Annotated in this window: 16 protein-coding genes and 1 pseudogene; 12 read left to right on the forward strand and 5 right to left on the reverse strand. The window is 43.4% G+C overall.

The genetic code is table 11. From position 1 onward, the window contains the following. Window positions 1-118 precede the first annotated feature (118 nt). The 4 genes from ACYRY3_RS30780 to ACYRY3_RS30795 are packed head-to-tail and all read left to right on the forward strand — an operon-like array spanning window position 119 to window position 3262. Window positions 119-481 carry a hypothetical protein gene (locus tag ACYRY3_RS30780; protein ID WP_460205471.1) on the forward strand — a complete coding sequence of 121 codons (363 nt, stop codon included), beginning with the start codon at window positions 119-121 and terminating at the stop codon, window positions 479-481. Beyond that, window positions 478-1290 (forward strand): helix-turn-helix transcriptional regulator, encoded by an 813-nt coding sequence (locus ACYRY3_RS30785; protein ID WP_460205472.1) that lies wholly within the window; start codon window positions 478-480, stop codon window positions 1288-1290. Before ACYRY3_RS30780 ends, ACYRY3_RS30785 begins: the two co-directional genes overlap by 4 nt. Further along, window positions 1287-2645 (forward strand): replicative DNA helicase, encoded by a 1359-nt coding sequence (gene dnaB, locus ACYRY3_RS30790; protein ID WP_460205473.1) that lies wholly within the window; start codon window positions 1287-1289, stop codon window positions 2643-2645. Before ACYRY3_RS30785 ends, dnaB begins: the two co-directional genes overlap by 4 nt. Next, the gene (locus ACYRY3_RS30795; RefSeq protein ID WP_460205474.1) at window positions 2645-3262 is read left to right on the forward strand and encodes a hypothetical protein; all 618 of its coding nucleotides are present in this window, start codon (window positions 2645-2647) and stop codon (window positions 3260-3262) included. The genes dnaB and ACYRY3_RS30795 overlap by 1 nt, the downstream gene beginning before the upstream one ends. A gap of 118 nt (window positions 3263-3380) precedes the next feature. On the opposite strand, the pseudogene ACYRY3_RS30800 reads toward ACYRY3_RS30795, so the two are convergent. The 3 genes and pseudogenes from ACYRY3_RS30800 to ACYRY3_RS30810 form a co-directional block, all read right to left on the reverse strand. Then, window positions 3381-4145: pseudogene (locus tag ACYRY3_RS30800) on the reverse strand (RRXRR domain-containing protein). Between the two features lie 364 nt (window positions 4146-4509). After that, window positions 4510-6765, reverse strand: a complete 2256-nt coding sequence (locus ACYRY3_RS30805; protein ID WP_460205475.1) for a TOMM precursor leader peptide-binding protein — start codon at window positions 6763-6765, stop codon at window positions 4510-4512. 499 nt (window positions 6766-7264) lie between these two features. Then, a complete protein-coding gene (locus tag ACYRY3_RS30810; RefSeq protein ID WP_460205476.1) occupies window positions 7265-7435 on the reverse strand; it encodes a hypothetical protein in 171 nt (56 codons plus the stop codon). A gap of 660 nt (window positions 7436-8095) precedes the next feature. On the opposite strand from ACYRY3_RS30810, the gene ACYRY3_RS30815 reads away from it, so the two are divergent. Then, window positions 8096-9013, forward strand: coding sequence for a TauD/TfdA family dioxygenase (locus tag ACYRY3_RS30815; protein WP_460205477.1), 918 nt, complete (start codon window positions 8096-8098; stop codon window positions 9011-9013). After that, the gene (locus ACYRY3_RS30820) at window positions 8994-9950 is read left to right on the forward strand and encodes an isopenicillin N synthase family dioxygenase (protein WP_460205478.1); all 957 of its coding nucleotides are present in this window, start codon (window positions 8994-8996) and stop codon (window positions 9948-9950) included. Before ACYRY3_RS30815 ends, ACYRY3_RS30820 begins: the two co-directional genes overlap by 20 nt. A gap of 327 nt (window positions 9951-10277) precedes the next feature. On the opposite strand, the gene ACYRY3_RS30825 is transcribed toward ACYRY3_RS30820, so the two are convergent. Both ACYRY3_RS30825 and gntT read right to left on the reverse strand, forming a co-directional pair. After that, complete coding sequence (locus ACYRY3_RS30825; RefSeq protein WP_460205479.1) at window positions 10278-11111, reverse strand: class I SAM-dependent methyltransferase; 834 nt, start codon at window positions 11109-11111, stop codon at window positions 10278-10280. Window positions 11112-11280: 169 nt separating this feature from the next. After that, window positions 11281-12660, reverse strand: a complete 1380-nt coding sequence (gntT, locus tag ACYRY3_RS30830) for a guanitoxin biosynthesis MATE family efflux transporter GntT (protein ID WP_460205480.1) — start codon at window positions 12658-12660, stop codon at window positions 11281-11283. 223 nt (window positions 12661-12883) lie between these two features. On the opposite strand from gntT, the gene ACYRY3_RS30835 reads away from it, so the two are divergent. The 6 genes from ACYRY3_RS30835 (at window position 12884) to ACYRY3_RS30860 (ending at window position 25306) form a co-directional block, all read left to right on the forward strand. Then, on the forward strand, window positions 12884-14089 hold the full coding sequence (locus tag ACYRY3_RS30835) for a cupin domain-containing protein (RefSeq protein WP_460205481.1): 1206 nt from the start codon (window positions 12884-12886) through the stop codon (window positions 14087-14089). A gap of 62 nt (window positions 14090-14151) precedes the next feature. Then, window positions 14152-15936, forward strand: coding sequence for an ABC transporter substrate-binding protein (locus tag ACYRY3_RS30840; RefSeq protein ID WP_460205612.1), 1785 nt, complete (start codon window positions 14152-14154; stop codon window positions 15934-15936). 231 nt (window positions 15937-16167) lie between these two features. Continuing rightward, on the forward strand, window positions 16168-16386 hold the full coding sequence (locus tag ACYRY3_RS30845) for a type IV toxin-antitoxin system AbiEi family antitoxin domain-containing protein (RefSeq protein ID WP_460205482.1): 219 nt from the start codon (window positions 16168-16170) through the stop codon (window positions 16384-16386). A gap of 1150 nt (window positions 16387-17536) precedes the next feature. Beyond that, a complete protein-coding gene (locus tag ACYRY3_RS30850; protein WP_460205483.1) occupies window positions 17537-19642 on the forward strand; it encodes an AMP-binding protein in 2106 nt (701 codons plus the stop codon). Between the two features lie 12 nt (window positions 19643-19654). Beyond that, complete coding sequence (locus ACYRY3_RS30855; RefSeq protein WP_460205484.1) at window positions 19655-20944, forward strand: cytochrome P450; 1290 nt, start codon at window positions 19655-19657, stop codon at window positions 20942-20944. Between the two features lie 153 nt (window positions 20945-21097). Continuing rightward, window positions 21098-25306 (forward strand): beta-ketoacyl synthase N-terminal-like domain-containing protein, encoded by a 4209-nt coding sequence (locus ACYRY3_RS30860; RefSeq protein ID WP_460205485.1) that lies wholly within the window; start codon window positions 21098-21100, stop codon window positions 25304-25306. Window positions 25307-25329: the final 23 nt, after the last annotated feature.

The raw sequence follows: 25329 nt of genomic DNA on the forward strand, positions 1-25329 counted from the left end.
ACTAGAACGGTCTGGAGCAAGAGTGACTTGCTTCGGCAGAAACTCCTTTTGTTAATAGAACAGCCCCTAAGCGTTGCAGCGGTTAGGGGTGATGTTTCAATTACTCATCTTTAATTATATGTCAGAAACACAGAATCAGGAAAGCCTTTCTTTTGCTCGTGAGGTAGAAGAAACGGACTTTATCAAAGCAATAAGTGAGATTGTCACCCAAAACCAATCGATAAAAACCGTTGAGCTAGCGCTTACTCAAAACTTTATAAAATTCACACCCAAAGAAAAAACTGGTGCTGAAATTATTGAACTTAAGGGTGTAGACAACTGGTTTGAAGCGTTATGTCAACTTTTGGCTTACACTGTTTACCTCTGGCATGCTAAGCGGATTCACCTATTTGGAAAGCAAGACCTGGCAAAACTAGCACTGGCTCAGGCAACCTGCTTGGAATTTGGCGTTGCCGTAACTTTTGAGGAGGTGCAGTCATGACAGATACAAAAATTCAAGGAAAGTTTTACCCTCTACAGCATGAGGAATGGTTAAAGGTTTACAAAGAGCTTACAGATAGCCAAAGAGGTGTTCTTTACTATTTAAGGAGTCTAGATCCTTACAGCAATGGCTTAAGAATACGTGCCTCAAAAATAGCTGGGGATTTGGGCATTTCCAGACAAACAGTTTATAAAGCAATCGATGTTTTGGAAGAGAAAGGATATGTAAACAAAGAAGATGTTGATTATACCTTAAAAATACAGTCTAAAGGATTTTTATGTGACACTTACTCAAATGTCACACACTTGTCGCCTGAAAGCGACAGTTGTAAATCTCAGGCGACAGTTGTAAACGTAGAGCGACGGTTGTCGTCTAAGAGCAACAGTTGTAAATCTCAGACGACAGTTGTAAATGTAGAGCGACAGTTGCAGCCTGAAACGCCTACACAGCAGGAACTCCAGTCCTCTAAGACTATTCAGACTTATTCAGACTTTATTCAGACTCTCTCAGAAGAGGAGCGAGGGAGTTTTTTAGATTTTTGTAGGGAAAAAACCAAAAATCTTAGCAAGGAAGTGAATGACATCGAGGCTTGGTTGGCTCACACAACTAAAGCAGGGCAAAACCGTTGGGATGTGTACTACGAAAAATTTACTCTCCACCAACAGAAGCAAACCAACAAATCAAAAAGCAGTGCCAACAGCCAGATGATGAAAAAGTTTACTTCGGAAATAGAACAGAGGTACCAGCAAGCACAAGCAAACTGGCAGAAGTCGCAAGCAGAGTCGTGTGAAACAGGAGGTACGGCATGATGGTAAGATTACCTCCCCAAAACATTGAAGCTGAAGAGGCAATACTCGGTGGTATTTTGCTCGACCCAGATGCTTTCGCCAGAATCTCGGATCGTCTTGTTCCCGAAGCCTTCTACATCAGTTCTCACAGAGAGATTTACCTCGCAACGTTGCAATTGCACGGTCAGGGCAAACCCACAGACTTGCTTTCAGTCATAAACTGGCTTGAAAACCATCATTTACTTGCTACAGTTGGCGGTAGAAACAAGCTTGCCGGTTTGGTAGACCGCACGGTCTCTGCCGTCAACATCGATGCCCTAACAGAACTGGTGATGGAAAAATACTACAGGCGTCAGTTGATTAAAGCAGCTGCTGAGATTATGGAACTCGGATACGAACAACAAACAGAGTTACCCACCATACTCGATCGCTCCGAACAAAAAATTTTCTCTGTTTCCCATCAAACTTTTAGCTCAAACACCGAACACAACAGCACGATTGCGGTGAACGCTTACTCGGACATTGAGTCTATCACCCCTATCTACCGCACGGGAATTTACGAGTTGGATAAGTTGATTGTGGGATTTGAGGGTGGACACCTCACCATACTTGCTGGTCGCCCGTCAATGGGGAAAAGCTTTGTCGCCTTATTCCTAACTCTGCAAATGATACTCCTCCACAACCGAAGCGTTGTCGTTTTCTCTCTAGAAATGACCAAAAAGCAGTTGGAATACAGATTGTGGAGTTTGATGAGCGTGACAACGGCATACCAATACCTAGATTTGGTTCCCTTAAAGGGCGATCGCATTCGGAAACACCGTTCTGGTGACCTTCCCTTAGCTGAGTGGGAGTTTGCCAGCATTGCCAAAATTAGCAGCGTAGCTATAGATTTACCGCTCTATATCAATGATTCGAGGGGAATTACAGTCTCCCAGATTGCTTCCGAGTGCCGTCAGATTAAAGCGAAACAGGGGAAGCTGGGGTTAATCATTGTTGATTACTTGCAACTAATGGCAGCGCAAGACTTTAAAGGTGGAGGGAACCGCAGCTACGAACTAGGAGATGTTGCCAAGGGACTTTACAAAATAGCAGGGGAATTGGACGTTCCCGTACTCGCACTCTCTCAAATCTCCAGAGGAGTTGACAATCGACAGTGCAAGCGCCCGATGATGAGCGATTTGAGCCAGTCAGGAATTTTGGAGATGGTGGCAGACAATATAATATTCGCTTATCGAGACGAGTATTACAACCCCGATACGGATTTACAGGGAATCCTAGAACTGATTGTTGGTAAGTCGCGCCACGGCTCTACGGGTACGGCAACGGTGTTCTTTGACAAGTCCTACGGAATTATTAAAAATTTGGAGTCAGTCTGATGGTCGCAAATGTGGTCCAACAGCAATGGTTTGTTGTGCGCGGTTGGTTAGATAACTCCGAGTGGGGAGACGAACCCCCAGATCCGGATGATGTTTGGTCAGTTGGCGATGTCTGCGACGGGCTACGCCTACGCGTTCGCCTAAAAGGTACCACAGTTGAGGGAACCGTACAGCTGACAAGAGAACATTTGTTTTTGGACGCATATTTACCCCTCGTTTTGGTTCTGTGGGATGGAAAATCAATACCCGTTCCGATTGAACCAGAATTGCTAGTCCGATTAACACGTTTTATTCCACCGGGGTTAACCTGGAAAGCACCTGAAAGCTTTAGCGACAAGCCAAGGTTGAAACCAAAAAGTAATTCTCTTGGAAACTCCACTCAGTTAACAGTCAATAATCAATACCCAACAATCAGCAGTTCAAGGGGAAAAAAGGTTTGCGATAGGGCTTCAGCCCGTAGGCAGTTGGCTAATCGCGCAGCACAACCTTCAAGCAAGCGCGAAATACTCACAAACGGTTGCCAGAATACAAATGATGTTCCCAACATCCATTGCAAACGCCCTCCATCTAATGAAGTTCAAGAGGATAAACATCTTTATTCTTTAGAGGATGTCTGAGAAGTAAGAAAGCTCTCGTAACGGTATCCTGTCAGTAGAAAAAATACTTAAGTATGAAATTTTGACACATAGTTACCCTTTTTTAGGTATGGAAGGGTAACTATGGGTAGGAATCAAGTTACAGTTCCTTGCCCATACTGTTAATTGAAGTTATCTCGTACTTAACCCAACGACTCGCTGCAATTGTAACACCGTCTACAGCGTGAGTTTCTGGTGCTTGGCGTGACTTGTCTTGTTTGTCTTTAGGCAACCCTAGATGTTTACGCAAGTTAGAAGTTTCCCATCCTTGAATAGTTGTCGGCTTAATACCCAATAGGTCTTCTATTTGACTAAGTAACCATAATTGTCCGACCATAGCAGGGCTAAATCCTTTGTCTCCTCGTGCCATAACACGTTCAACGATGATGCTTTGAATTGGATAAAGCTTAGCTATTTCACTCACTATCCGTAGTTCGAGTGTTTTGTTGGCGCGAATACTAGGAGGTACTTTCTTTTGTTTGCGGTTATCAAAACGTTTTTGACGGTGAGCACGTTGAATATATGGCTATTTACGGTTAATGCGTCTTCCTCTACGCCCACGTCTCATCATCGCTCTTTGTTCCATTCTGTCTTTAATTGTTTTGAACCGAAGAACAAGATGCAACATAAGTAACGTGAATTTGGAGGACTGAACGCCAACTCCAGAGTACAGTTTGCCAGGGTCTAAACCAATAACAATTGGTTGAGTTTTAGTGTCGCTTGGGTCAACGGTTAACTGTACGTAAAATACGCCTAGTTTTGACCATCGCTTGATTGCTTTACCATCCTTTATCCAACGTCTAGCTCGGCTAGGAGTTGTTGGCATAAGTGGTCTTCCGTCTTTTGAGACTACTGGAATTCGCATTTAAGATAATTCTCCTTTCAGAGTTGATGTCCCCTCGCCCACCTAATCCAAGATGTCTTGTCTCACAACGACTGACCAAACAGTCTTACATTAAATCCGCACTGGGGAAGTATGCGGGTGTGTGTCCCAGGATTAGGCTCAGTGGGCTAGTCAAACACGTAAGATTTGGTTCTTACAAGCCCCACCCTCAACGAAGTAGGGTGGGGTTATTGACCCTTATACATATTTATAGTTGCAATTATAGCCGTTTTCATATATGCGAGGTACACCTATTTGTAAGGGCGTCAGCGCAGCATGCCGACAACTCCTCCCTCCTTAACGAATGAAACAGCCCTGCTTCTAGACGTGGGAGTACTAACTCCTCCTATATGAACATCGGAATAGGGTTGAGCTGCTCTTCCGACAAAGGGGTTGACAACCAACCTAATTTAACAGGAACATCATAGAGCCGACCAGGTGCAAATCTGGCTTTAAAATGGCGCAGTCCTGGAACAATCACCTTGACTACATTCAAACCGATATCAGGTCGAGTTTGATCTAAGACAAGCACTTCAAGACTGTGCTGTGCTGCAATCTCCACACATGCGATCGCATCAGAGCGCAAATCATCGCTCCAGCGACGAGGATAATCAGTCAAAACTTTGGGAATATGACTTTCGTCAGGAGCCAGATAAGGTTGATTTTCTAAGGTAGCAGTCGTTAACCAACTTTTCACATCTTGCTCAACAGGAATCAGGTCTCTCTTGTGCTCGACAATCTTCTCAAGTGGTAAAAGCTGGTTTAACTCAGTCACTGCCCGGAGTAGACCAATTTTCGCATCAAAATGTGCACCAAACCCAAACAGAATATTCTCTGTTTCCAGGTCGGTGCGCTTGGAAACAGCCGCAAAGGCTGGAATATTCAAGTCGCTGGTGATGTCCAGTACCCAAAACTCACGGTGCAGAGTTTTGTAATAGTCTTGTAGATCTGACAAATACGGATCGTTAAAGCTTGCCAAATCTACAGCAGGTTTTTGCACCCGATTGTACCACCATATAGCTACACTGTCGCGTTCTACTAACTCCATAAATCCCTGCAAAATGGCTTCTTCTGGGGTATTACCAGCAGCACAACCACTGGAATTTGCACGACAGAACTCATGGTCTTTGAGCAATGGATAACTGTAATACAAGTAAGCTGTTGGCAGGTATTTAAACTTTTCTTGAGTTAACGACCAAACAGGTGTCCACTCTATTTCTCGCTCCTCCTTGAACGGTTCTGGCATCCAATTAAACTGTCCATGCTTCTGATTCCATATCTGACGGTTCTGGAATTGGGCGTCGCTGAATTGCATAAGGGCATTGGGATGAATAGCGCTTTCACCGAGTTGAGCAATTGTCGCCTTCACCCGAATTTCGTCACCCGTCCAGATACCAGAGTAGCGCTCGATTGCTTCACAAAAGGCACTGGCTTTAGATTGAAGGTCGGTTCTGCCCTTACCAGCACTTTTGAGCCGTAACACTTGCCGTAAGCTATCCAGATTGTCAGCCTCAAGGGGAGAGGGGTGAACTGCAGCATAGGTGTGAACGAGATCATTCCCAGCCTCAGATATCCGCTCTAAAACACTGACAACTCCCGTAATTGAGCTAATGTGATATCCATATTGCTTAAGAGTTTGCACAGGCGATAAAATCCTATGCCCCCCATCACTTGTGAACTGCTTCTTCCGGCTAGCCAGTATCAGAGGTTGTGGCTCCGGGTTAGCAAGATATTTTGGCTCACCACAATCAGGGCATTGAGGACGCTTAACCAAGACATGGTGCTGCAGATTCAGCGATACCAAATCAAGAGTCATAAGCTTCCCTTCAAGCTGTTGATGTTCTCCATGAACAATCCATTTGGCAATTTCGGTTGCAGCCAAATTTAAGCCAGTTTGCAGGGTAGAGGGTAATATTGACCGGGAGGTGGGAAATGGGTTAATTAGGTTTTTTTGCTGCTGTATTGAGGTTTCAACTTCACGGTTATCCCGCAAACGGTGAGCCAGACACTGCCAACAACCTGTTTTGCCTGGAATAAAAATCGGCCCAATCCAAATTACGGCTCCCACAGGTTTAATCAGAATCCAAGACTGTTGTGCCCGCAACGCTTTCTGGTTGAAAGTTGCCAGTTCCGGTTGCAGGTAATCATCCGTTAGAACTACTGCTAGATCCTGTAAATCCTGCTCATGGCTGATGCGGATGTTTAAGGATTGCAGAGCAGTTATCAACGGTTCTTTTGCTACCGTGCCGAAGCTAGTTACAGAAACTCTGGTCGATTGCAAGCGATTGTTAGCAACTCTCGAATCTACACTCAATAGATTCCAAAAAGCTGCAACTTCAGCAGGGAAATTGTCATCAGCCTCAGTGATATAGCCCTTGTTTTCCAAGAGCGTCAGAGCATGTTCAACAGTAGCACCAGAAGCTTGTGTTTCTAACTTGCTAACAATTTCATCAACCGTATGACAACCATTTAAAAGTGGAGCTAACCAACAGTAAAGACGCCCAGTTAAAGCAATTTGATTCTGCTCGCTGAGCAAATACACTGTCTGAGGTGGTACAACTTCGACATGGAAGTGGGGCTTAAACTGTGGTCGAGTGATCATTCGGATTTATAATTCCCTTGTCTAAAATAACAAATAATATTAAGCAACAAAAGTGTTCTTGACGATTTGTGCTAAATGAGTGATATTAGCCATCTAACTAACTCAATTTCATACTGAAGTCTGCGAAAAAATTGATATCAATGCAATAAGTCAAGCTTTTTTTGCTACGGTTGCCACTGTTATCATGATTAGGTGTCAGTCTGTTAAGTCCTAGTTAACCAGACGGCAAAGAGTCTAAAACTTGTCAAAGCATTGCCGAATAAGAGGAAGGCGATCGCTACTGAAACCCACAGCATTGAGCAAAGAATCTCGGCGGATACTTCTCTTAACGTTTGTGAAATTCAGCATGAAAAACCAAAATTCCTGCTTGATTCGGCAACGCTGACTAAGTTGAATAGGTAGAAAACCTATTCCCAACCAATTCAAGTTGTCCTGAATTATTAAACAGTAGCTATAGAATAATACTTCATAGCTTACCGTTACTCAATGTCGTCTCTAATTATGGAACGTCTACGGTTACGGTTGTAGATGGAACGTCTACGGTTACGGTTGTAGATGGAACGTCTACGGTTACGGTTGTAGATGGAACGTCTACAGTTACGGTTCTGTTGGAGACGCTTACGAGTTGTTCGTCATACAATTCAGCCAACAGTTCTTGTTGATTAACCATATTTCCCTCCATTTGGGTGTAAGAATTGATTTGCGCTGCATTTCAACAGCTTAACGTTAGAATACCACGACTGGCACTATTAGAGTTCTTGTAATAAGCAAATCTGAATTAAGGGGCAATTTCTTATATTTGTGGGAGCGAGGGCCGGAATTCCCACAGATGCGTCGTTACACCAAAGTGCATCTATATTTTTGTTTATAAGGAATTTAAATCATAAGAGCGCAACTTTGTACAACAGTAGAGCCGCCTAGGACTCACGTATTGATAAAGAAATACCAAATCTGAAATACGGATTTCAGGCATTCAAGCTTGATTTTTCGACACTTTTTAAGCGATGCCTGCGGCGGGCTACGCCTACGCTATTGATCCTCGGATGATTGATAAAAGTCTAAAACGACGTATTTTCGTTAAACTCGTCGCGGGAAGTTTCCCCCGACAGATTTAACGTTAATGCATAAGATAATAAATTTGTACAGTGCGTAAGTTCTACAGCCTTGTTCTAACCGACGCTTCAATGTAAAGTTTTATGACCGCATTCAACAATTCTGTGTAAGTTGATTGGTAGAGTTATTATGAATCTGACACTATAAGCTTTACAGTCTTAAGGCAGTTAATTGTTCTATTGCTTGTTGCACCCTGAATTGAGAGATATAGGAGTGTATGATACCTTTACCAGAATCAGCACGAGTGGTTGTACCCTCTAAACTCGCGACCGATCTCCTTAGCGCAGTTAAGAAGCTTCCACTATATGATGACAAGGCGCTATATGATGTAAAGCTGCAAGCAACAGTTCGCGAACAAATCCGCACATTAATAGCTGGTGATGGTTTTGACTGGTTGGTAGAAGAAATCCGCAAGCGGCTAATCCGAAAACCGTATTGTGCATATGTGACCGGACTCCAATTCGACGATCCTAACCTTGTGTTTTTCTCTTTAGCCGGAGCCTTCGGAGACGTAGTCGATGATCCCTACAACCCTTCATCACGACTGGTGCGCGACCTTCAGCCATCAACAGACAAAGTCATTCCTGACGGCTGGGGTGTGCTGAACGAACAGCTTCACACGGATAGCACCGACTGGCCCGAGCCAAACGCTCTGACTTGCCTACATTGCATTCGACCAGACTATGAAGGCGGTGGACGCTCACGCTTATTGGATATAGACACACTACTTGTGGAGCTAGATAAACGTTTCGGCCAAGAAGTGCTCAAGATTTTACATACTGAAGCCGTACCTTGGTGGATTGCCGATAAATTTGGCGGAGGGGTGTTAAGAACACCTGTGTTCACGGCAAATAGTGTGCGCTGGTTGCCCTACACAATCAAATTTGCGCTCGAAAATAACCAGGAGTCTCTACCAGAGACAATCTCAGCATCTCTTGGCGCTATGGAAAACGTTCTTAACGAAGCTACAGGCATAATCGATTTTGCAATGGCTCCTGGAAGTCTCTGGTTTATAAACAACAAGCTCTCCCTGCATAGTCGGACACCAATCAAAAATCCCCAGGCATCTAAGCGTCTCGTTTTGCGAACAAAAATTCAGCATTCAAGCGGTTTCTATGCAAATACCCATCATTGACTTCAAACCCTTTATTGCTGGTGATACAGCCGCTCGCATAGCAGTTGCGAGCCAAATCTCTGGCGCTGTTCATGAATTTGGATTTTTCTACCTGAAAAATTATGGTGTACCCAAGACTTTGGTAACTCAAGCGTTTGCACAAGCCAAGTGGTTTTTTGCGCTACCACAGGAGCAGAAAAACCAACTAGCTTGGGACAAATACACCACTGCTGGCGGATATGAAGGTCTACAACAGCAGAAGTTCACAACAGTAGCGGATCTCAAGGAGGGATTTACTTTTGGGCCAGAATTTGACTCAAATGAACTTGGTGTAGCCAGCGATCGTTTGCTTGATGCACCCAATGAATGGTCCCAAAGTCAGACAGAGTTTCGTAAGGTTCTGTTACAGTTTTTCGATGCTTGTCAACAAGCTACCTCGTCAGTACTGCAAGCATTTGCTCTTGCCTTGAAACTGCGGGAGTCTTACTTCACGAATTTCCATACCTCGAACAATTTTCTCATACGTTTACATCACTACCCAGTTCTTTCCCAACCTCCTGAACCAGGGCAAATTGGCTGTGGCGAACATAATGATCTCGGCAGTGTTACCTTGTTGTTTCAAGATGAAGTCGAGGGACTAGAGATTTGCACCACACATGGGGAGTGGATTGCAGCTGTGTTCATCCCTGATACAGTTTTGGTACTTGTAGGAGAAATGATAGAGCGATGGACCAATGATAAGTTTCGCGCTACTGTACACCGAGTATCAATTCCCACGAATTTCCGTACAGCCAAGCCAAGGTACTCGATTGGCTTTTTTGCAAATCCCAACTATGATGCTGAGATTACCTGCATTGAGAGTTGCTTGGGCGTAAATGAAACTCCTAAATATCCGCCGTTTAAAGCAGGTGAATATCTTAAGCAGAAATATAGGGAAACATATAAGCATCTCCAATAAAAAAATGCTCCAAGTCTTGGTAGAATAACTTAACAGATTAACAAATGAATAAACCAAGGCTCTATAGGGAATCCAGTGAGCTAAGCGAAAAGAGTTTCTAACAATGCGCCCAGCAGTGCTTTGCTACGCCTTTTATGCAATATTGATGTTTTGGTCGAACCGGATTGTTCATGCCAGTTTTTTCCGGCGGGGGGAAGTGTTGAAAAACTTGCAACTAGCGCTCTTTCATTTGAGGCTAGAAGCCCCTAGCCTTTAGGCAGGGGTGTTGACCACTCTAGCTAGAGTATTGAAATCAATAATATCCGGAAAATCATCTCAGACATCCTCTTAATTTGAAGCGGTTTTTCTCAAGGTATAAATGATGAAACTCAGCTTGCCAAGCAACTGGTAAATGCCCCAATGGTAAAGTGCCGATGTGACTTCATAATTTGTCTGTCCTAACTCTGCAACAAACTTTTCTTTGGCATGAATCATTCGTGCAAGACGCATCAGTTCTCTTGTATAACGTCCCTCACGTTCTTCGTAGTATTGTGTCACCTCGCTGCCGATTGTCTGTCTAGAAACTATTTGCAATCCGGCATCTTTGAAACAATCTTCAACATACTCTAAAGACATGTTTTCAGACACAATACCCAGAGTATTGTAGATACGTGCTGCCTCTTTGGTTTCCATTAGTTCGGTTGCATATGTGGTGAACAGAACCATGTTGCCGTTATGCTTGAGAACACGCCCGCACTCCTTAAAGCCTTGCCGCAAAGAAGGCACTTGCTCCAGCGCGTCACGACACCAAATAAGGTCAAACGCAGCATCTTCAAAAGGTATGCTTTCCATGCTTCCTTTTGTGAAACTGACTTGCTCGGCTAAACCTTGCTTCGTCGCCGCCTCACGCGCCATTTCTAGGAGATCATCCAAAGGGTCAATGCCTTTGACCTGAAAATTGAACCGCCGCGCCAACTCGCAAGTGTACTTTCCCGTCGCGCAGCCGACATCAAGCGCGGCAGAGCCGACACTCAGATCAAGCCTCTCAACAAAATCATAGAGCATTTCAGGCGGACGCGGATGCAAACTTTGGTCTAGCTTCTCATACACTCCACCGCCATGAGCAACACGGATATACTCATAAATTGTGTTCAGCTTTTCAGCATTAACATTGTCAGTCATGAATCTCTTCTGTTCGGTTGCTCACAAAGTTGTTGTCTAAAATCAATATTTTAACAGCAATTACCTCATTGGGATAGTGGTTCTCACCACTTCACCAGCGTCATAATATTGCAGGACAGGTTCCTCGATTTAGCAGGTCAATCTCTCATCGGAGCCTACCTCCAATTTTTCACGTCGCAATTTGCTTCTCTTCTCTTGCTGGAAGGGAGATACTACCCTCCTCAACATCACTCCCAAACGTCCTGGGCAACTTCATTGCAAGCGTCACCATTCTGAGTGCGAGGAACAAAGACATAGCCAACCATAAGATATGGTTACTCGAAAACTTAATGGCGGCAAAATCCGCAGGCAAAAATCCCACCAAAAGAGCGGCTAAGCTAATATTGCGTAGGGTATGCCCTTGAGCCAAGCCCAAGAAGTACCCATCCAGAGTAAAACCTATTGAACTACATATCAGGACGGGTAGCAACCAGGGAACAAAAATATCAATGTTCTTGATGACTTCGGTGTGGTTGGTGAACAACCCAAAAATAGTGTCGGGAAATAGTATACATACTCCGCTGAAAAACAGTCCCACCAGTAGAGCAGTTCCCACCGAAACGCCAGCAAGGGACCTTAACTGTTGTGAAGCTCCTTTTCCTTTAAAGTTTCCGACCAGAGTTTCCGTACCAAATCCCAATCCTTCAACAAAATAGGTGCTCAAATTGCAGATCTGTGTGAGCAAAGCATTTTGAGCATATATCGTTGTCCCCATCAGTGCTCCCTCGTAGTTAAACGTTAAGGAGGCGAAGAGAATAACTAAATTGCTGATAAAGATGTTTCCATTGAGGATCAAGGTGGATCTCATAGCTCTTGAGTCCCAAATTTTTCCAGCTAGGGCGACTACTTTTTGCCACTGGATTTCTTTGGAAAAAAAAATCAATCCCATCAATAAAGATAGATATTGACTTGTAGCATAGGACACTCCTGCCCCCATGCTTTCCCACCCCAAGCTGAGAATAAACAGGTAGTCGAGTGCGATTTTGGCACCATTGCCAACGACTGACAACAGCACAACTAAGCCATTTTTTTCTTGTCCCAGAAACCAACCAATTAGGACAAAATTGAGTAAAATTGCAGGCGCTCCCCAAATCTGGGTGTTGAAAAAGGCTCGACCTGAAGCTAATACCTCTGGGGTGACATCCAGTAGGGCAAACCCCAGCTCTCCCAAAGGGTACTGCAACAGCACGAGCGCGATACCCAGCACCAGAGCAATTAAACCATTACGCAGTCCCACTAACAGTACACCCTCGCGGTCATCTCGTCCCACAGCTTGCGCTGTGACCCCGGTGGTACCCATTCGTAAAAATGTGAAAACCAGGTAGAGAAAGCTAAGCAGGTTTCCAACTAGGGCGACTCCAACTAGGTGGTGGATTTCTGAGAGATGACCCAAGAAGATGACACTGACTAAATTGGCCAATGGTATCATGATATTCGACAGGACATTGGCTAGAGCCAGTTGGAAGTAGCGCGGGACGAAATCATACTGGCGATGAAGCATCAAATTCATAGATTAACTCCCTAGCTACCAAAATCCCTACTCAATGAGAGTCGATTTTTTACTTTCTTTACAATTTTACAGGTAAAGCGGCGAGTATTATGATGACAATTAAGCAGTAAAAACGCTGATAAAGGGGGGAAGTATACGGTTCCTATGGTGGAAAAAGGGTTATTAAAAGATGCTGCAGTCGCTTCGTCAGGTGAATTTAGAGTACTGATTAAGGAAATAAGCAATGTCAAAGTATGATTTTGAGAGAATGCTCAGCCCTATAGAGCCAGCAACTTTCTTTAATGAATACTGGGAGAAACGTCCTCTTGTTATTTCCAGAAGTCAGCCGGATTACTACTGTGAGCTTCTTTCAATGCAAGATATTGACTCCATCATCCGGTTTACCAGGTATAAGCTTTCGGGAGTTGAACTGGTTAAGGACGGCTCTAAAGTTCCTCCCGGTTCTGGGCAGATTGGAAACTATGTAAATAGCGATGGAGTTCCTGATGTTAATAAATTATACAACGCATACTGTCAAGGTTATAGTTTTGTCATCAATGGTCTTCATGAGCGTTGGAAACCAGTATCAGTTTTTCAAAGAAATCTAGAGGTTTTTTTAAATCATCCTGTAAGTATCAATATGTATATGACCCCAAAAAATTCACGGGGGTTTGCGCCTCATTTTGATACTCATGAGGTTTTTATTGTGCAGGTTGAAGGGTCAAAGCTCTGGCGCATCTATGATTCTCCCATAACTTTGCCTGTTCTCTCTAACCAAAAAGATATACCAAAGTTAACGAACGAACTCAGTGCTCCTGTTACAGAAATCTGCTTGAATGCTGGTGACTTGTTGTATCTCCCTCGTGGGTATATTCACGAAGCATGTACTTCTGAATCTTATTCTATTCATCTTACAGTAGGTGTCCACGTTTTTAGGTGGTCTGACTTGATTACTAATGCGATCGCTACCTTAACTGAACAAGATGTCCGATTTCGACAGTCATTGCCAGTTGGCTTTTTGCAGCAAGACGAAGTGAAGGTATCTTTAAAAAATCAATTTCAAGAACTCCTCCAACTCCTAGCAGACAAATCAGAGGTTGAGGATGCAGTTGAAAGGATTGCCGAACGTTTTTTGGGAGGAATGCCTCCACTGCCCGATGAACATTTCTGCCAGCTTGAAAATATTGATAGTTTAAACCTTGATACTATCGTTAAAAAAAGAGAAGGCATGATATATCGTGTCATCAAAAAAGAAGGTCAGGTTGGTATTCAATTTGCGGGGAACAGCGTGATGGGACCACAGACCACAGAACGGGCAATTCGCTTCATTGCTGATTCTGAAGAAATTCCCATCAAAGCCCTACCGGGCCTCACTGATAATGCTAAGCTAACCCTAGTACGTCGCCTGATACGGGAGGGACTGTTGGTAGTGGGGTCTGGTCAAAGGTAGTTGGTAACTGATTGACTACTAACTAGCCAAGTGAAATAAGGTGTCAAATAACCCTATTAATGATGAAAAAGTTTAGTGTGTTTACTGTTGTTCGTCATCTCCAATGGATAATTTTACTAGCTTTAATAACAGCGTTTGCACTAATTAGATTTAGCTCAGTTAATATAGAAGCCAAAACAGTACCAGTTTCTCAGATAGTTATCAGCGTTTCTGCAAATCCTAAGACCTTTAACCCAGCTCTGATCCAGGAGTCCCCCAATACTTCAGACTACACTCACGAGGGGCTAGTTAGAGAAAATGGTCGAGGAGAAATTGAACCTGCCCTTGCCGAATCTTGGAAAATGTCTGAAGATAAGAAACGGATTATTTTTACTCTTAAAAAAGGGCTGAAATGGTCAGATGGCAAGCCTTTAACTGCAGATGATGTGGTTTTTACTTATAACGACATTTTCTTGAACCCAGCCATTCCTAATGATGCCAAGGATCTGTGGAGAATTGGTGAAAATCGCGTTTTCCCCACTGTGCAAAAAATCAATAATCTGCAAATTGAATTTATTATACCTGAACCATTTGTCCCATTCCTTAGGATAGCAAAACTAGCAATATTACCGATTCACGTATTGCGGGAAGCAGTCAACACAAAAGATAAAGAAGGTCAGTCTAAATTTATATCAACCTGGGGTACTAATACTCCACCTAAAGAAATTATTGCCAATGGTTCCTACACGATAGAAGCTTATACTCCAGGTGAGCGAGTCATTTTCCGAAAGAATCCTTATTACTGGCGAAAAGATGCTCAAGGCAACGTGCAGCCTTATATCGAGCGTGTGATTTGGCAAATTGTTGACAATACTGATACCTCTTTAATACAGTTCCGTTCTGGAGGATTGGATTACATCAATGTCTCTCCTCAATATTTTTCCTTGTTGAAGCGGGAAGAAAAACGAGGGCAATTCACCATCTACAACGGAGGTTCTTCTACGGAAGCCACGTATCTTAGTTTTAATCTAAACAAAGGAAGCAGAAATGGCAAACCTTTGGTCAATCCAATCAAGTCTCGCTGGTTTAATACAGTGGAATTTAGACAAGCTGTTGCCTATGGAGTTGACCGCCAGAGATTGCTCAATAACATATATAGAGGATTGGGTGAATTGCCAAATTCATATATTCCTAAACAAAGCCCTTATTATCTTTCTCCTAAAGAAGGTTTAAAAGATTATGAATATAATCCTATAAAAGCGAAAAAATTGCTTGTAAAAGCAGGCTTTCAATACAATAGTCAAGGACAGTTATTAGATGAGCAGGGAAATTTGGTGCAGTTTACCCTAATGACGAGTTCTAGTAATAAAATAATAGAGACAATCGCAGTGCAGATTAAACAAGATTTAAGTAAAATTGGTATATCTGTTGATTTGAATACCGTAAATTATAGCCTTTTTCTAGACAAAATTCTTAACTCTTTTGATTGGGAATGTCGTTTGGGAACTATTAATTTTACTGTGGAACCAAATGACATTGCTAGTTTGTTCTTGCCTGAAGGTAGTTTCCATGTATATAATCAGGAACCTCAGAAAGGTCAAACTCCGATAACAGGACGAGAGGTGGCAGACTGGGAACGGAAAATTGGCGACCTTTATCTTCAAGCTGTAGAAGAATTTGATGAAGCAAAGCGCAAAGCTATCTATGCAGAAGCTCAACGCATTGATCGGGAGTATCTGCCATATATTTATTTAACTCAGCCCTTGACAATGGGAGCAGTGCGAAATCATATCCAAGGTATTAAGTACTCCGCCTTAAGAGGAGTATTTTGGAACATTTACGAACTGAAACTGAGTAAGCAGAAATAAGGTTGTGTTGCAAAAACGGAAGCGACGCAATTTTGTTGGTGTAGGCGTTCTAGTAGCAATCATGCATAAACTTACGCGTTTGACCTTACCTTGTTAACTGACTGTACCGATGAGCGGAATCATCAACCTTGAGTATTTTGCCAACTTAGGGTCATAAGTTGGTAATTTTTATCTGTAACATTTGCAAGGAATTACATTTATAAAAATATTTAGGAGCCGACCTGCGATGTTATGAGGTTACAGAGGGATGTAGAACGGAAAGGTATTTACCGGAAGTATCTGAAGCGTCTTGAGGAACAGGGACTGCTTGTCCGTTCTGCCCGTGGTGTTTACACTGATGCACCGGAATGGGCACCACTGCGCGTCATTCAAGCAATCAGCGGGCATCGCAGCTTGAATCAACTACAAAATTTTCTCTCATGGGAGCAAGTAGTCTTAAATATTACCTAGGAAGTATTGTAATAATTCATTGTCTTTGATATCTGCAATTACTGAAAAGCTTATTAATTTCCCACTTTTCCTTCTTTTTTAAGTTTCCACTTTTCCTACCACCGTTGATATCATTCATTTTTATAGTTAAAAACTTCTTCTTTTCCTACTTTTCCTACTTATTTTAAGTTCTTACTTTCCTCACTACAGTTGCTATTACTTTTATGTATAGTAATAGTAGAATAATAAAAATAAAAATTGGATATCAGTACTGCATTTCTACTTACCATGAGTTGAAAGCAGCTTTAGTTGAAAGTCCCGATACTTTCAAGAAACACATTTAAAAACTCGGGTCGAGCAAGGATTTCGAGAGGTTGTGTTTATTCCATATGTATCGGGTACGATTGCCTCAAGCAAGCTTTTCTCGTCCTAACGGAAACAACAAGCGCAAAGTTCAAGCTTAATGTTTGGTGCGCTCGTAAAAACTTCATATCTTGCATCACCTTCTCCCAAGCAAAAATTACAGGTCGAAAAGCTTGTTATTGTCTGGGTTAAGCAATGTTCACCTTACTTTTCTTGAAAAGGTATAAGATGCCAAGACATTTACCACTAAATTATATGATGAAAATTTCTTTGTTATTGAAGTTTTTATTGAAGATTTAGCTACTCCCATGATAAATCATCAGAGCACGTTTAGTATAGTAGATGTCTTGTAGCGGTTCCCGATAGAGTGAGGTACGTCGGCAGGGGCGTAAGCCCTGCGCTGCAGGTAGGCTTCGCCAACGAGTAGCGTGCCAGCGCTTTCGCAGGCATACGACCGTTTGCTTTTACATAATAGGTGTAACTCACCTACATGAAAACTGCTATAAGGGAAAGAGCTTATACCTTTATAAAAGATACAGAGAAGTGCGTGACAACGAGTCTTGCTGCTATGTCCATCGGGTCTGGAATTTATTGCCACCTTTTTCGGATGTCTGTACGCATCTATTTAAAAGCATCTACCATATGGCTTTACTGACATCTTGCACCTTCTTTGTGGGTTGGGGTGGTGGGCAGTGCCCACCCTACGATCGGGATCGGCTTTTTGGGCTTTGATTTTTGCAATAAGGTGATGGTGCAAGATATGAGTTTACTAAAATTTTAATGTCAAGCAAATTACAAGAGCGGAATAATGTTACGGAAACCTCATACTATAGTAGATGTGTTAAGGGAAAGAGCTTTACAGCAGAAAAGCCAAAGAGCTTATACCTTTATAAAAGATGCAGACGCAGAATTAGCAAGTCTGACTTATGAAGAATTAGACCGACTCTCAAGAGCGATCGCGGCGAAGCTCCAGAGTATAGAAGCTAGCGGACAACGAGCCTTGCTGCTCTACCCATCAGGTCTGGAATTTATTGCCGCCTTTTTCGGATGTCTGTATGCAGGAGTGGTGGCGGTTCCGGCTTATCCACCCAGACGCAATCAAAAGATGTCGCGACTGGAAGCAATTGTCGCAGATGCCCAACCTCAGTTGTTACTGACAACAGAAGCTTTACTAAGTAACATCAAAAGTCAGTTTGCCGAGAATCCAGAACTAGCCGGATTGCAGTGCTTGGCAACAGACAAAATAGATCCATCTGTTGCAGAGTCGTGGCAAGAAACAGCCTTATACAGCAACACCCTAGCCTTTCTCCAGTATACTTCCGGTTCTACAGGAACACCGAAAGGGGTAATGGTAAGTCATGGCAATTTGCTGCATAACTCGGCTCTAATTCATAAATGTTTTGAGCATACCCCTAATAGCAAGGGAGTTATATGGCTGCCTCCTTACCACGATATGGGGTTGATTGGTGGAGTGTTACAGCCTCTATACGGTGGGTTTCCAGTCACTTTGATGTCCCCAGAGACTTTCCTTCAAAAGCCTTTTTGCTGGCTAAAAGCTATTTCCCAATATAGAGCGACGACCAGTGGTGGACCCAATTTTGCTTACGATTTGTGTGTTGATAAGATAACTCCCGAACAACGCTCTGGGCTGGATTTAAGTAGTTGGGAGGTGGCTTTTAATGGTTCTGAAGCTATTCGCGCAGAAACTCTTGAGAGGTTTTATGCAACCTTTAAAGATTGCGGTTTTAAAAGAAGTGCTTTTTACCCCTGCTATGGAATGGCTGAAACAACTTTAATTGTGTCTGGAGGTTTGAAAACAGATCCACCAGTTATTCGCTTAGTGAAGGATAAGGCTTTGAAGCAAAACCTGGTGGTGGCTGCTACGGGAGAGGAAGAAGATACTAAAGCGATTATCGGTGTTGGTAAACCCTGCTTGAACCACAAAATTGCGATCGCAAACCCTGAGTCATTGACTTTGCGTGCAGATGGACAAATAGGAGAAATTTGGGTTTCAGGACCAAGTGTGGCTGCTGGCTACTGGAGAAACCCCGACCAGACTCAACAAACCTTTAATGTGCAACTGCAAGACACGGGAGAAGGTCCGTTTTTACGCACTGGAGATTTGGGATTTTTGCTTGATGGCGAATTATTTGTTACGGGTCGCATAAAAGACATAATTATTATTCGGGGGCAAAATTACTATCCTCAGGATATTGAATTGACAGTCCAGAAGAGCCATCCAGCACTGAGGTCAAATTGTGGGGCTGCATTTTCTGTGGAGGTAGACGGTTTTGAACGGCTCGTCGTTGTTCAAGAGGTAGAAAGAAGTTACTTGCGTCAACTAGATGTCGATGAGGTAATTAGGGCAATCCGTCAGGCGGTGTCCGAGCAGCACCAGCTACAAGTTTATGCTGTTGTGCTACTGAAAACAGCAAGTATCCCGAAAACTTCTAGTGGTAAGATTCAGCGCTACGCTTGTCGGGTTAGTTTTCTAGATGGAAGTTTGGATGTTGTAGGAAATTGGACAGCGGATTCTCAACAAATAGACTTACTGCAACTCCAACAACAAGTCGAAACCCTCAGGGAGCAAGTGCAAAATTCAGCTCCGTCTGAGGTTGAGGAGAAATCGTTACAGCCAAGTTTTACAGTTGATGCGATCGCAACCTGGCTTGTGTCTCATCTAGCTCTGTACTTGAAAGTGTCTCCTGATGAAATAGACATTCAAGAACCTTTTGCAGCATACGGTTTGGATTCAGCAGTGGCGGTCAGTTTAACGGGTGAATTAGCACAATGGATTGGTTGTGAATTAGAACCCACTCTTTTCTGGGAGTACCCCAGTATTGAAACGCTAGCGCAGTATTTGGCAGTGGAATGTCAGTTATTGCGATCGACAACTTTACCAGTGGGTGTTTAGGGAGATTCATAAATGGAGCTAATTATTAACACGAACAAAGACGCCCTCAGTACTGACAAGACTAAAAAACTGGGGTCAGCAAAAGCATTCAAATTCAATCCCTTTGACAGAGAATTTCGCGCTAATCCTTATCCAACTTACCATCGCCTCCGCTCTGAGGAGCCCGTACACCGATACTTTGTTGGAGGTGATTGGGTACTCACGCGCTACGCTGATGTAAAAGCAGTTTTGAAAAGCGGTCGCGTTCGCAGTCACGACAAGCCAGAATCAATCAAAGAACGAAACCAATACCTCAAAGACAAAGGCAAGAATCTGAATACCCTTGCCTATACTAGCAATCAACTTTTGTTTTATATGAATCCGCCAGACCATACCAGACTGCGTGGATTGGTCGTTAAAGCTTTTTCTCTTTCAGTCGTTGAGCGTATGCGTCCTCGTATCCAGGGACTGGTAGATGAGTTACTTAACAAAGTTCGCGATCGCGGGTCTATGGACATTATTGCCGATCTAGCCAGTCCACTTCCTGTGACTGTCATTGGTAGGATGTTGGGAATACCTAATGAGGCTCAAGACCAACTTCATCAGTGGTCTAATGTTTTGTCCCGCATATTAGACTCACTGGTTTCACTAGAAGAATATGAAGCCATGAATAAGGCTATGGAAGAGTTTCAAGAGTATTTACGTACTCTTGTTGCCGAACGAGAAAAAAATCCCCAAGAAGACCTTATCAGTGCTTTGATTGCAGCTAGAGAGCAAAGTGACAAGCTTAGCCAAGAAGAACTATTGTCAACTTGTATATTGTTATTTGCAACAGGTGAAGAGACCACAGTAAATACAATAGGCAATGGAATGCTGGCATTGCTACGTCACCCCGAAGAAATGGAAAAACTCAAAAGGGAACCGACAATTATCCAAAGTGCTGTTGAAGAAATACTTCGCTATGATAGCCCAGTTCAGATTACAAACCGTATTGCCATTGACAATTTAGAAATAGGCAACCAAACAATTCAAGCAGGTGAAAAGATAGTTCTTTGCCTGGGAGCTGCTAACCGAGACCCATCTCAATTTCCCGACCCAGATAGATTAAACATTCATCGGTCTGAGAATAACCACCTTGCTTTTGGTGATGGCATTCATTATTGCTTGGGTGCTGCCCTAGCACGCGCTCAGGCTCAAATTGCTATTAACACACTGATTCAACAATTCCCCGATTTACAATTAGCCTCAGACAAACTGGAGTGGCGAAAAAATGTCGCTTTACGTGGCTTAACCGCTCTCCCCGTCACTTTCACTTGTCAGTAATTTATATTTCTACTCCATCTTAAAACATCTACGTCAGCCAGAAAACACCAAACTATGTAACGAAGGCTCGTAGTGGCGCTGTCTTCGCATGCATCCCAACCACTAAACAGTAACAAACATTTACATTAACTTACTTACTTAATTAAGCTAAACATGAACAGAGAACCAATTGCCATTATTGGAATAGGATGCCGTTTTCCTAATGCCAATAATCCAACGGCTTTTTGGCAGTTGCTGTCCAATGGTGTGGATGCCATCACAGAAATGCCTCCTTCTCGCTGGGAAATAGACCCAGGAACAGCAAAACTAAAAACAGTCAATACTCTTTGGGGTGGATTTCTGGAGCAAGTCGATCGCTTCGACCCCAAATTCTTTGGTATTTCACAAAGAGAAGCTACCAGTATAGACCCCCAACAACGGTTATTACTGGAAACTACCTGGGAAGCATTAGAAGATGCTGGGCAAATACCCGACCGTCTGGCTGGTACGCAAACAGGAGTCTTTATTGGAATCTCAACCCATGATTTTTCTGTGCTGGCATGGGGCAATTCCAACGAAGACGTTTACATGACCACTGGAACTTCTCAGTGTATAGCAGCTAACCGTATTTCCTACTTATTTAATTTCACAGGACCAAGCATAGCATTTGATACAGCTTGTTCCTCTGCACTCGTCGCGGTTCACTATGCTTGTCAGAGCTTATGGAACGAAGAGTCTACCCTTGCCGTAGCTGGCGGGGTGAATGTCTTGTTGTTGCCGAAAGCCACGATTAACTTTGCTAAAGCAGGATTCATGGCTCCTGACGGTCGATGCAAAACCTTTGATGCTCGCGCTAATGGTTATGTTCGCGGCGAGGGGGCTGGTGTGGTTATCTTAAAGCCTCTATCACAAGCTTTGGCTGACGGCGATCGCATTTACGCTGTGATTAGGGGAAGTGCGGTTAACCAGGATGGGCGTAGCAATGGACTAACCGCACCAAATCCACAAGCACAGGAAGCTGTTCTGCGCTCCGCCTACCGAGTCTCCGGTGTCTCCCCTGGGGAAGTTCAGTACATTGAGGCTCATGGTACGGGTACGAGTCTGGGTGACCCTATAGAAATGAAGGCATTGGGAAAAGTGCTTTCTCAGGATCGCAAAAGTGGAAACTACTGCGCTGTGGGTTCGGTTAAAACCAATATTGGACATTTAGAAGCAGCAGCGGGAATTGCTGGGTTAATTAAAGTGGCGTTGTCTCTCAAACACCAACAAATCCCACCAAGTTTACATTTCCAAAAGCCAAATCCTTATATTCCCTTTGATAAACTGCCACTACGAGTTCAGCAAACCTTAGAGCCTTGGCCCCAAGAAAATGGTTTGGCACTAGCTGGAGTGAGTTCCTTTGGTTTTGGCGGCACAAATGCTCACGTAGTTTTGGCAGAAGCACCCTTGAAGGAGGACACGGAAACGCCGGGACGCGGGGACAAGTTGAATAATTCTTTCCCCCCATCTCCCCCTCTCCCCCTCTCCCCCTCCTTCATTCGTCCCGTGCATCTTCTGACCTTGTCAGCTAAAAGTGAGGATGCTCTGCGGGAACTGGTACAGCGTTATCAAGAGTTCTTGAGTGACCAACCGGAAGAAGCGCTTGTAGATATTTGTTTTACTGCTAACACGGGACGGTCGCATTTTGACTACCGTCTTGCTGTTGTCGCTGAATCTAATGTGCAGTTGCAAAAAGAACTAAGCAATTTTACTGCCAATGAGCCTACCGCAGTTGTTAGTGGTCGGGTAGAAGGGAAAAAGCGTCCGAAAGTGGCATTTTTATTTACCGGACAAGGTTCGCAATATATTGGCATGGGACGCCAACTTTATGAAACTGCGCCTGTTTTTCGGCAAACCTTAGATCGTTGCGATGAAATTTTACGTCCTTACCTAGAAAAATCACTGCTTGAAGTTCTTTACTCTGGAGTTGAAACAACTTCTCCATTAGACCAGACTGCTTACACCCAACCTGCTTTATTTGCCATAGAATATGCACTCTTCGAGCTTTGGAAATCTTGGGGTGTTGTACCTACTGCGGTAATGGGTCACAGTTTGGGAGAATACGTTGCTGCTTGTGTGGCGGGAGTCTTTAGCCTGGAAGATGGACTGAAACTGATTGCCGAAAGAAGCCGTTTGATGCAAAACCTACCTTTTGATGGTGAGATGGTAGCAGTGTTTGCAGAAGAAGCATATATACGCGAGCTGATTGAAATTGATGATGTTAAAGTAGCGATCGCTGCCAAAAATGGACCGCAAAATACCGTGATTTCTGGAGAGCGAAATACAGTACAGAACATTTGTACCCAACTAGAAGCAGCAGGAATTAAGACCGTTAAGCTACAAACCTCCCACGCCTTCCACTCTCCATTAGTAGAGCCGATAGTAGCTAAATTTCGTCAAGTTGCTGCCAGTATCTCTTACACTGCTCCGCAAATTGACATTATCTCCAACGTCACCGGACAGCGCTTGACATCTGCTGAGATAACTCCTGAATACTGGTGTCGTCATTTAAGGCAGCCCGTACAATTTGCTGCAAGCGTGCAGACACTTCATGCCTCTGGTTATAAAATATTTGTGGAGATCGGAGCAAAACCTATCTTGTTAGGAATGGGACGCAATTGTTTGCCAGCACAAGAAGGAGTTTGGCTCCCGAGCTTGCGTCCGGGGACTTCTGATTGGCAACAGTTACTTGATAGTTTGGGCAACTTATATGTACGCGGGCAAACTATCAACTGGTCTGCTTTTTACCACAGTAATTCACGGCAAAAGGTTAGTTTGCCAACTTATCCATTCCAAAGACAGCGATATTGGATTGAGATATCTAAAGCTCAGCAAACAAGTTCCGCAGCCAATGGATACAATGAACAACCAGATTTAATTAAGCCAATACCAACCCAACTCAAAAACGGGTCAGATGAATTAGAGTTACAACCTAACCATTTTCAAGATAAAGAGCCTGTTTCAGTTAACTTAAATTCCAAAATAATAGAAAAAGAGGAAGACCTTCTCAAGCAAATTCTTGAGATGTCATCAGAGCAAAGAGTAGAATTTTTCACATCCTATTTGCAAAAACAGATTGCCAAGGTTCTACAAATAGATGTTCAACAGATACCAGTGGAAGCCGATCTCTTAGATATAGATATAGATTCCATAATTATTATGGAATTTATCAATCGTTTGCAGCAGGATTTTCAAATCAAGATATATCCTCGAGAATTTTACGAGCAACCTACTATTCTTGACTTGGGAAAGTATCTTGTAAAACAGATAGAACGGTCTCATAAAAATTGTAGAAAAGAAGTATCTTTGAATGTATTAAACTATGATACACCTGCACTTATAGAAAATAAAACTTTAAAAGTTGACCCCTTGGTAGCTGATGCTTTCCCTCAACTATTGCCATCCTTATCCAAGTCTTCCTTACTCGAGATTCAAGCAGGTGGTTCAAAGCTGCCTTTTTTCTGCGTGCCGGGAGGTGGTGGAAATGCGAGTTACTTGTGTGAACTAGCGCACCATCTTGGTTCAGACATACCGTTTTACGGACTGCAAATATTAGATTTTTTAAGGGAATCGGAACCTAACATCTTATGTAAGGACATGGCATCCCACTACATTCAAGCAATACAGACCGTTCAGCCTCAAGGTCCATACTTTTTAGGAGGTCATTCCCTTGGCGGTAAGGTGGCGTTTGAGATGGCACAGCAATTGCAACAGCAGGGGCATGAGGTAGCCCTGCTTGCCCTGATGGATGCTTGGGCACCAAGGTCTAAGCCCATAGGTCTTGATTGGGAGCGTGGTAGATGGGTAAATTATCTTCTCAACACATTTGAAGCTCAGCATGGAATAAGTCTGGGTTTGTCCTACGACGATTTTCAGCCTCTCAATCCAGATGAGAAAATAAACTACCTAATTGAGCGGTTGCTCGATTCCAACCAGCTCGATCCTGGAGATAAGAAACGGATGCAGATGGCTAACCAAGCGCCTCCAATGGAGAGGGCAATGCACATACACAACTGGATCAAGCTTTTTATGGTTAACAATTTAAGTTTTTACACACCGCAAAAAGTTCATTTGACCCGAAGTATCCTCTTCCGAGCAAGTGATTTTAATCTGGAAACTGCTGCTTTGATTGAAGACGAGCTTTCTGAAATTATTCAGGATGCGGCATGGGGCTGGGACAAGTTTTCTGCCGAACCAGTGCAGGTACATGTAATTCCTGGCAATCATTTCACAATGATGTATGAGCCCCATGTCCAAGTGCTAGGCGAACGGTTAAAAACCAGCATTGAGCGGGCAGCAGATGCTATGAGCGTGAGAACAGCAACTCAGTATGCCAGAACCTAACCATCATGTAACATCAAGTCCGG

It is taken from the genome of Scytonema sp. NUACC21 (assembly GCF_054684315.1).

Excerpts from the sequence above, each read along its gene's own strand:
- ACYRY3_RS30780 (WP_460205471.1), top strand. The coding sequence starts at position 119 with ATGTCAGAAACACAGAATCAGGAAAGCCTTTCTTTTGCTCGTGAGGTA.
- ACYRY3_RS30785 (WP_460205472.1), top strand. The coding sequence starts at position 478 with ATGACAGATACAAAAATTCAAGGAAAGTTTTACCCTCTACAGCATGAG.
- dnaB (WP_460205473.1), top strand. The coding sequence starts at position 1,287 with ATGATGGTAAGATTACCTCCCCAAAACATTGAAGCTGAAGAGGCAATA.
- ACYRY3_RS30795 (WP_460205474.1), top strand. The coding sequence starts at position 2,645 with ATGGTCGCAAATGTGGTCCAACAGCAATGGTTTGTTGTGCGCGGTTGG.
- ACYRY3_RS30805 (WP_460205475.1), bottom strand. The coding sequence starts at position 6,765 with ATGATCACTCGACCACAGTTTAAGCCCCACTTCCATGTCGAAGTTGTA.
- ACYRY3_RS30810 (WP_460205476.1), bottom strand. The coding sequence starts at position 7,435 with ATGGTTAATCAACAAGAACTGTTGGCTGAATTGTATGACGAACAACTC.
- ACYRY3_RS30815 (WP_460205477.1), top strand. The coding sequence starts at position 8,096 with ATGATACCTTTACCAGAATCAGCACGAGTGGTTGTACCCTCTAAACTC.
- ACYRY3_RS30820 (WP_460205478.1), top strand. The coding sequence starts at position 8,994 with ATGCAAATACCCATCATTGACTTCAAACCCTTTATTGCTGGTGATACA.
- ACYRY3_RS30825 (WP_460205479.1), bottom strand. The coding sequence starts at position 11,111 with ATGACTGACAATGTTAATGCTGAAAAGCTGAACACAATTTATGAGTAT.
- gntT (WP_460205480.1), bottom strand. The coding sequence starts at position 12,660 with ATGAATTTGATGCTTCATCGCCAGTATGATTTCGTCCCGCGCTACTTC.
- ACYRY3_RS30835 (WP_460205481.1), top strand. The coding sequence starts at position 12,884 with ATGTCAAAGTATGATTTTGAGAGAATGCTCAGCCCTATAGAGCCAGCA.
- ACYRY3_RS30840 (WP_460205612.1), top strand. The coding sequence starts at position 14,152 with ATGAAAAAGTTTAGTGTGTTTACTGTTGTTCGTCATCTCCAATGGATA.
- ACYRY3_RS30845 (WP_460205482.1), top strand. The coding sequence starts at position 16,168 with ATGAGGTTACAGAGGGATGTAGAACGGAAAGGTATTTACCGGAAGTAT.
- ACYRY3_RS30850 (WP_460205483.1), top strand. The coding sequence starts at position 17,537 with ATGTTACGGAAACCTCATACTATAGTAGATGTGTTAAGGGAAAGAGCT.
- ACYRY3_RS30855 (WP_460205484.1), top strand. The coding sequence starts at position 19,655 with ATGGAGCTAATTATTAACACGAACAAAGACGCCCTCAGTACTGACAAG.
- ACYRY3_RS30860 (WP_460205485.1), top strand. The coding sequence starts at position 21,098 with ATGAACAGAGAACCAATTGCCATTATTGGAATAGGATGCCGTTTTCCT.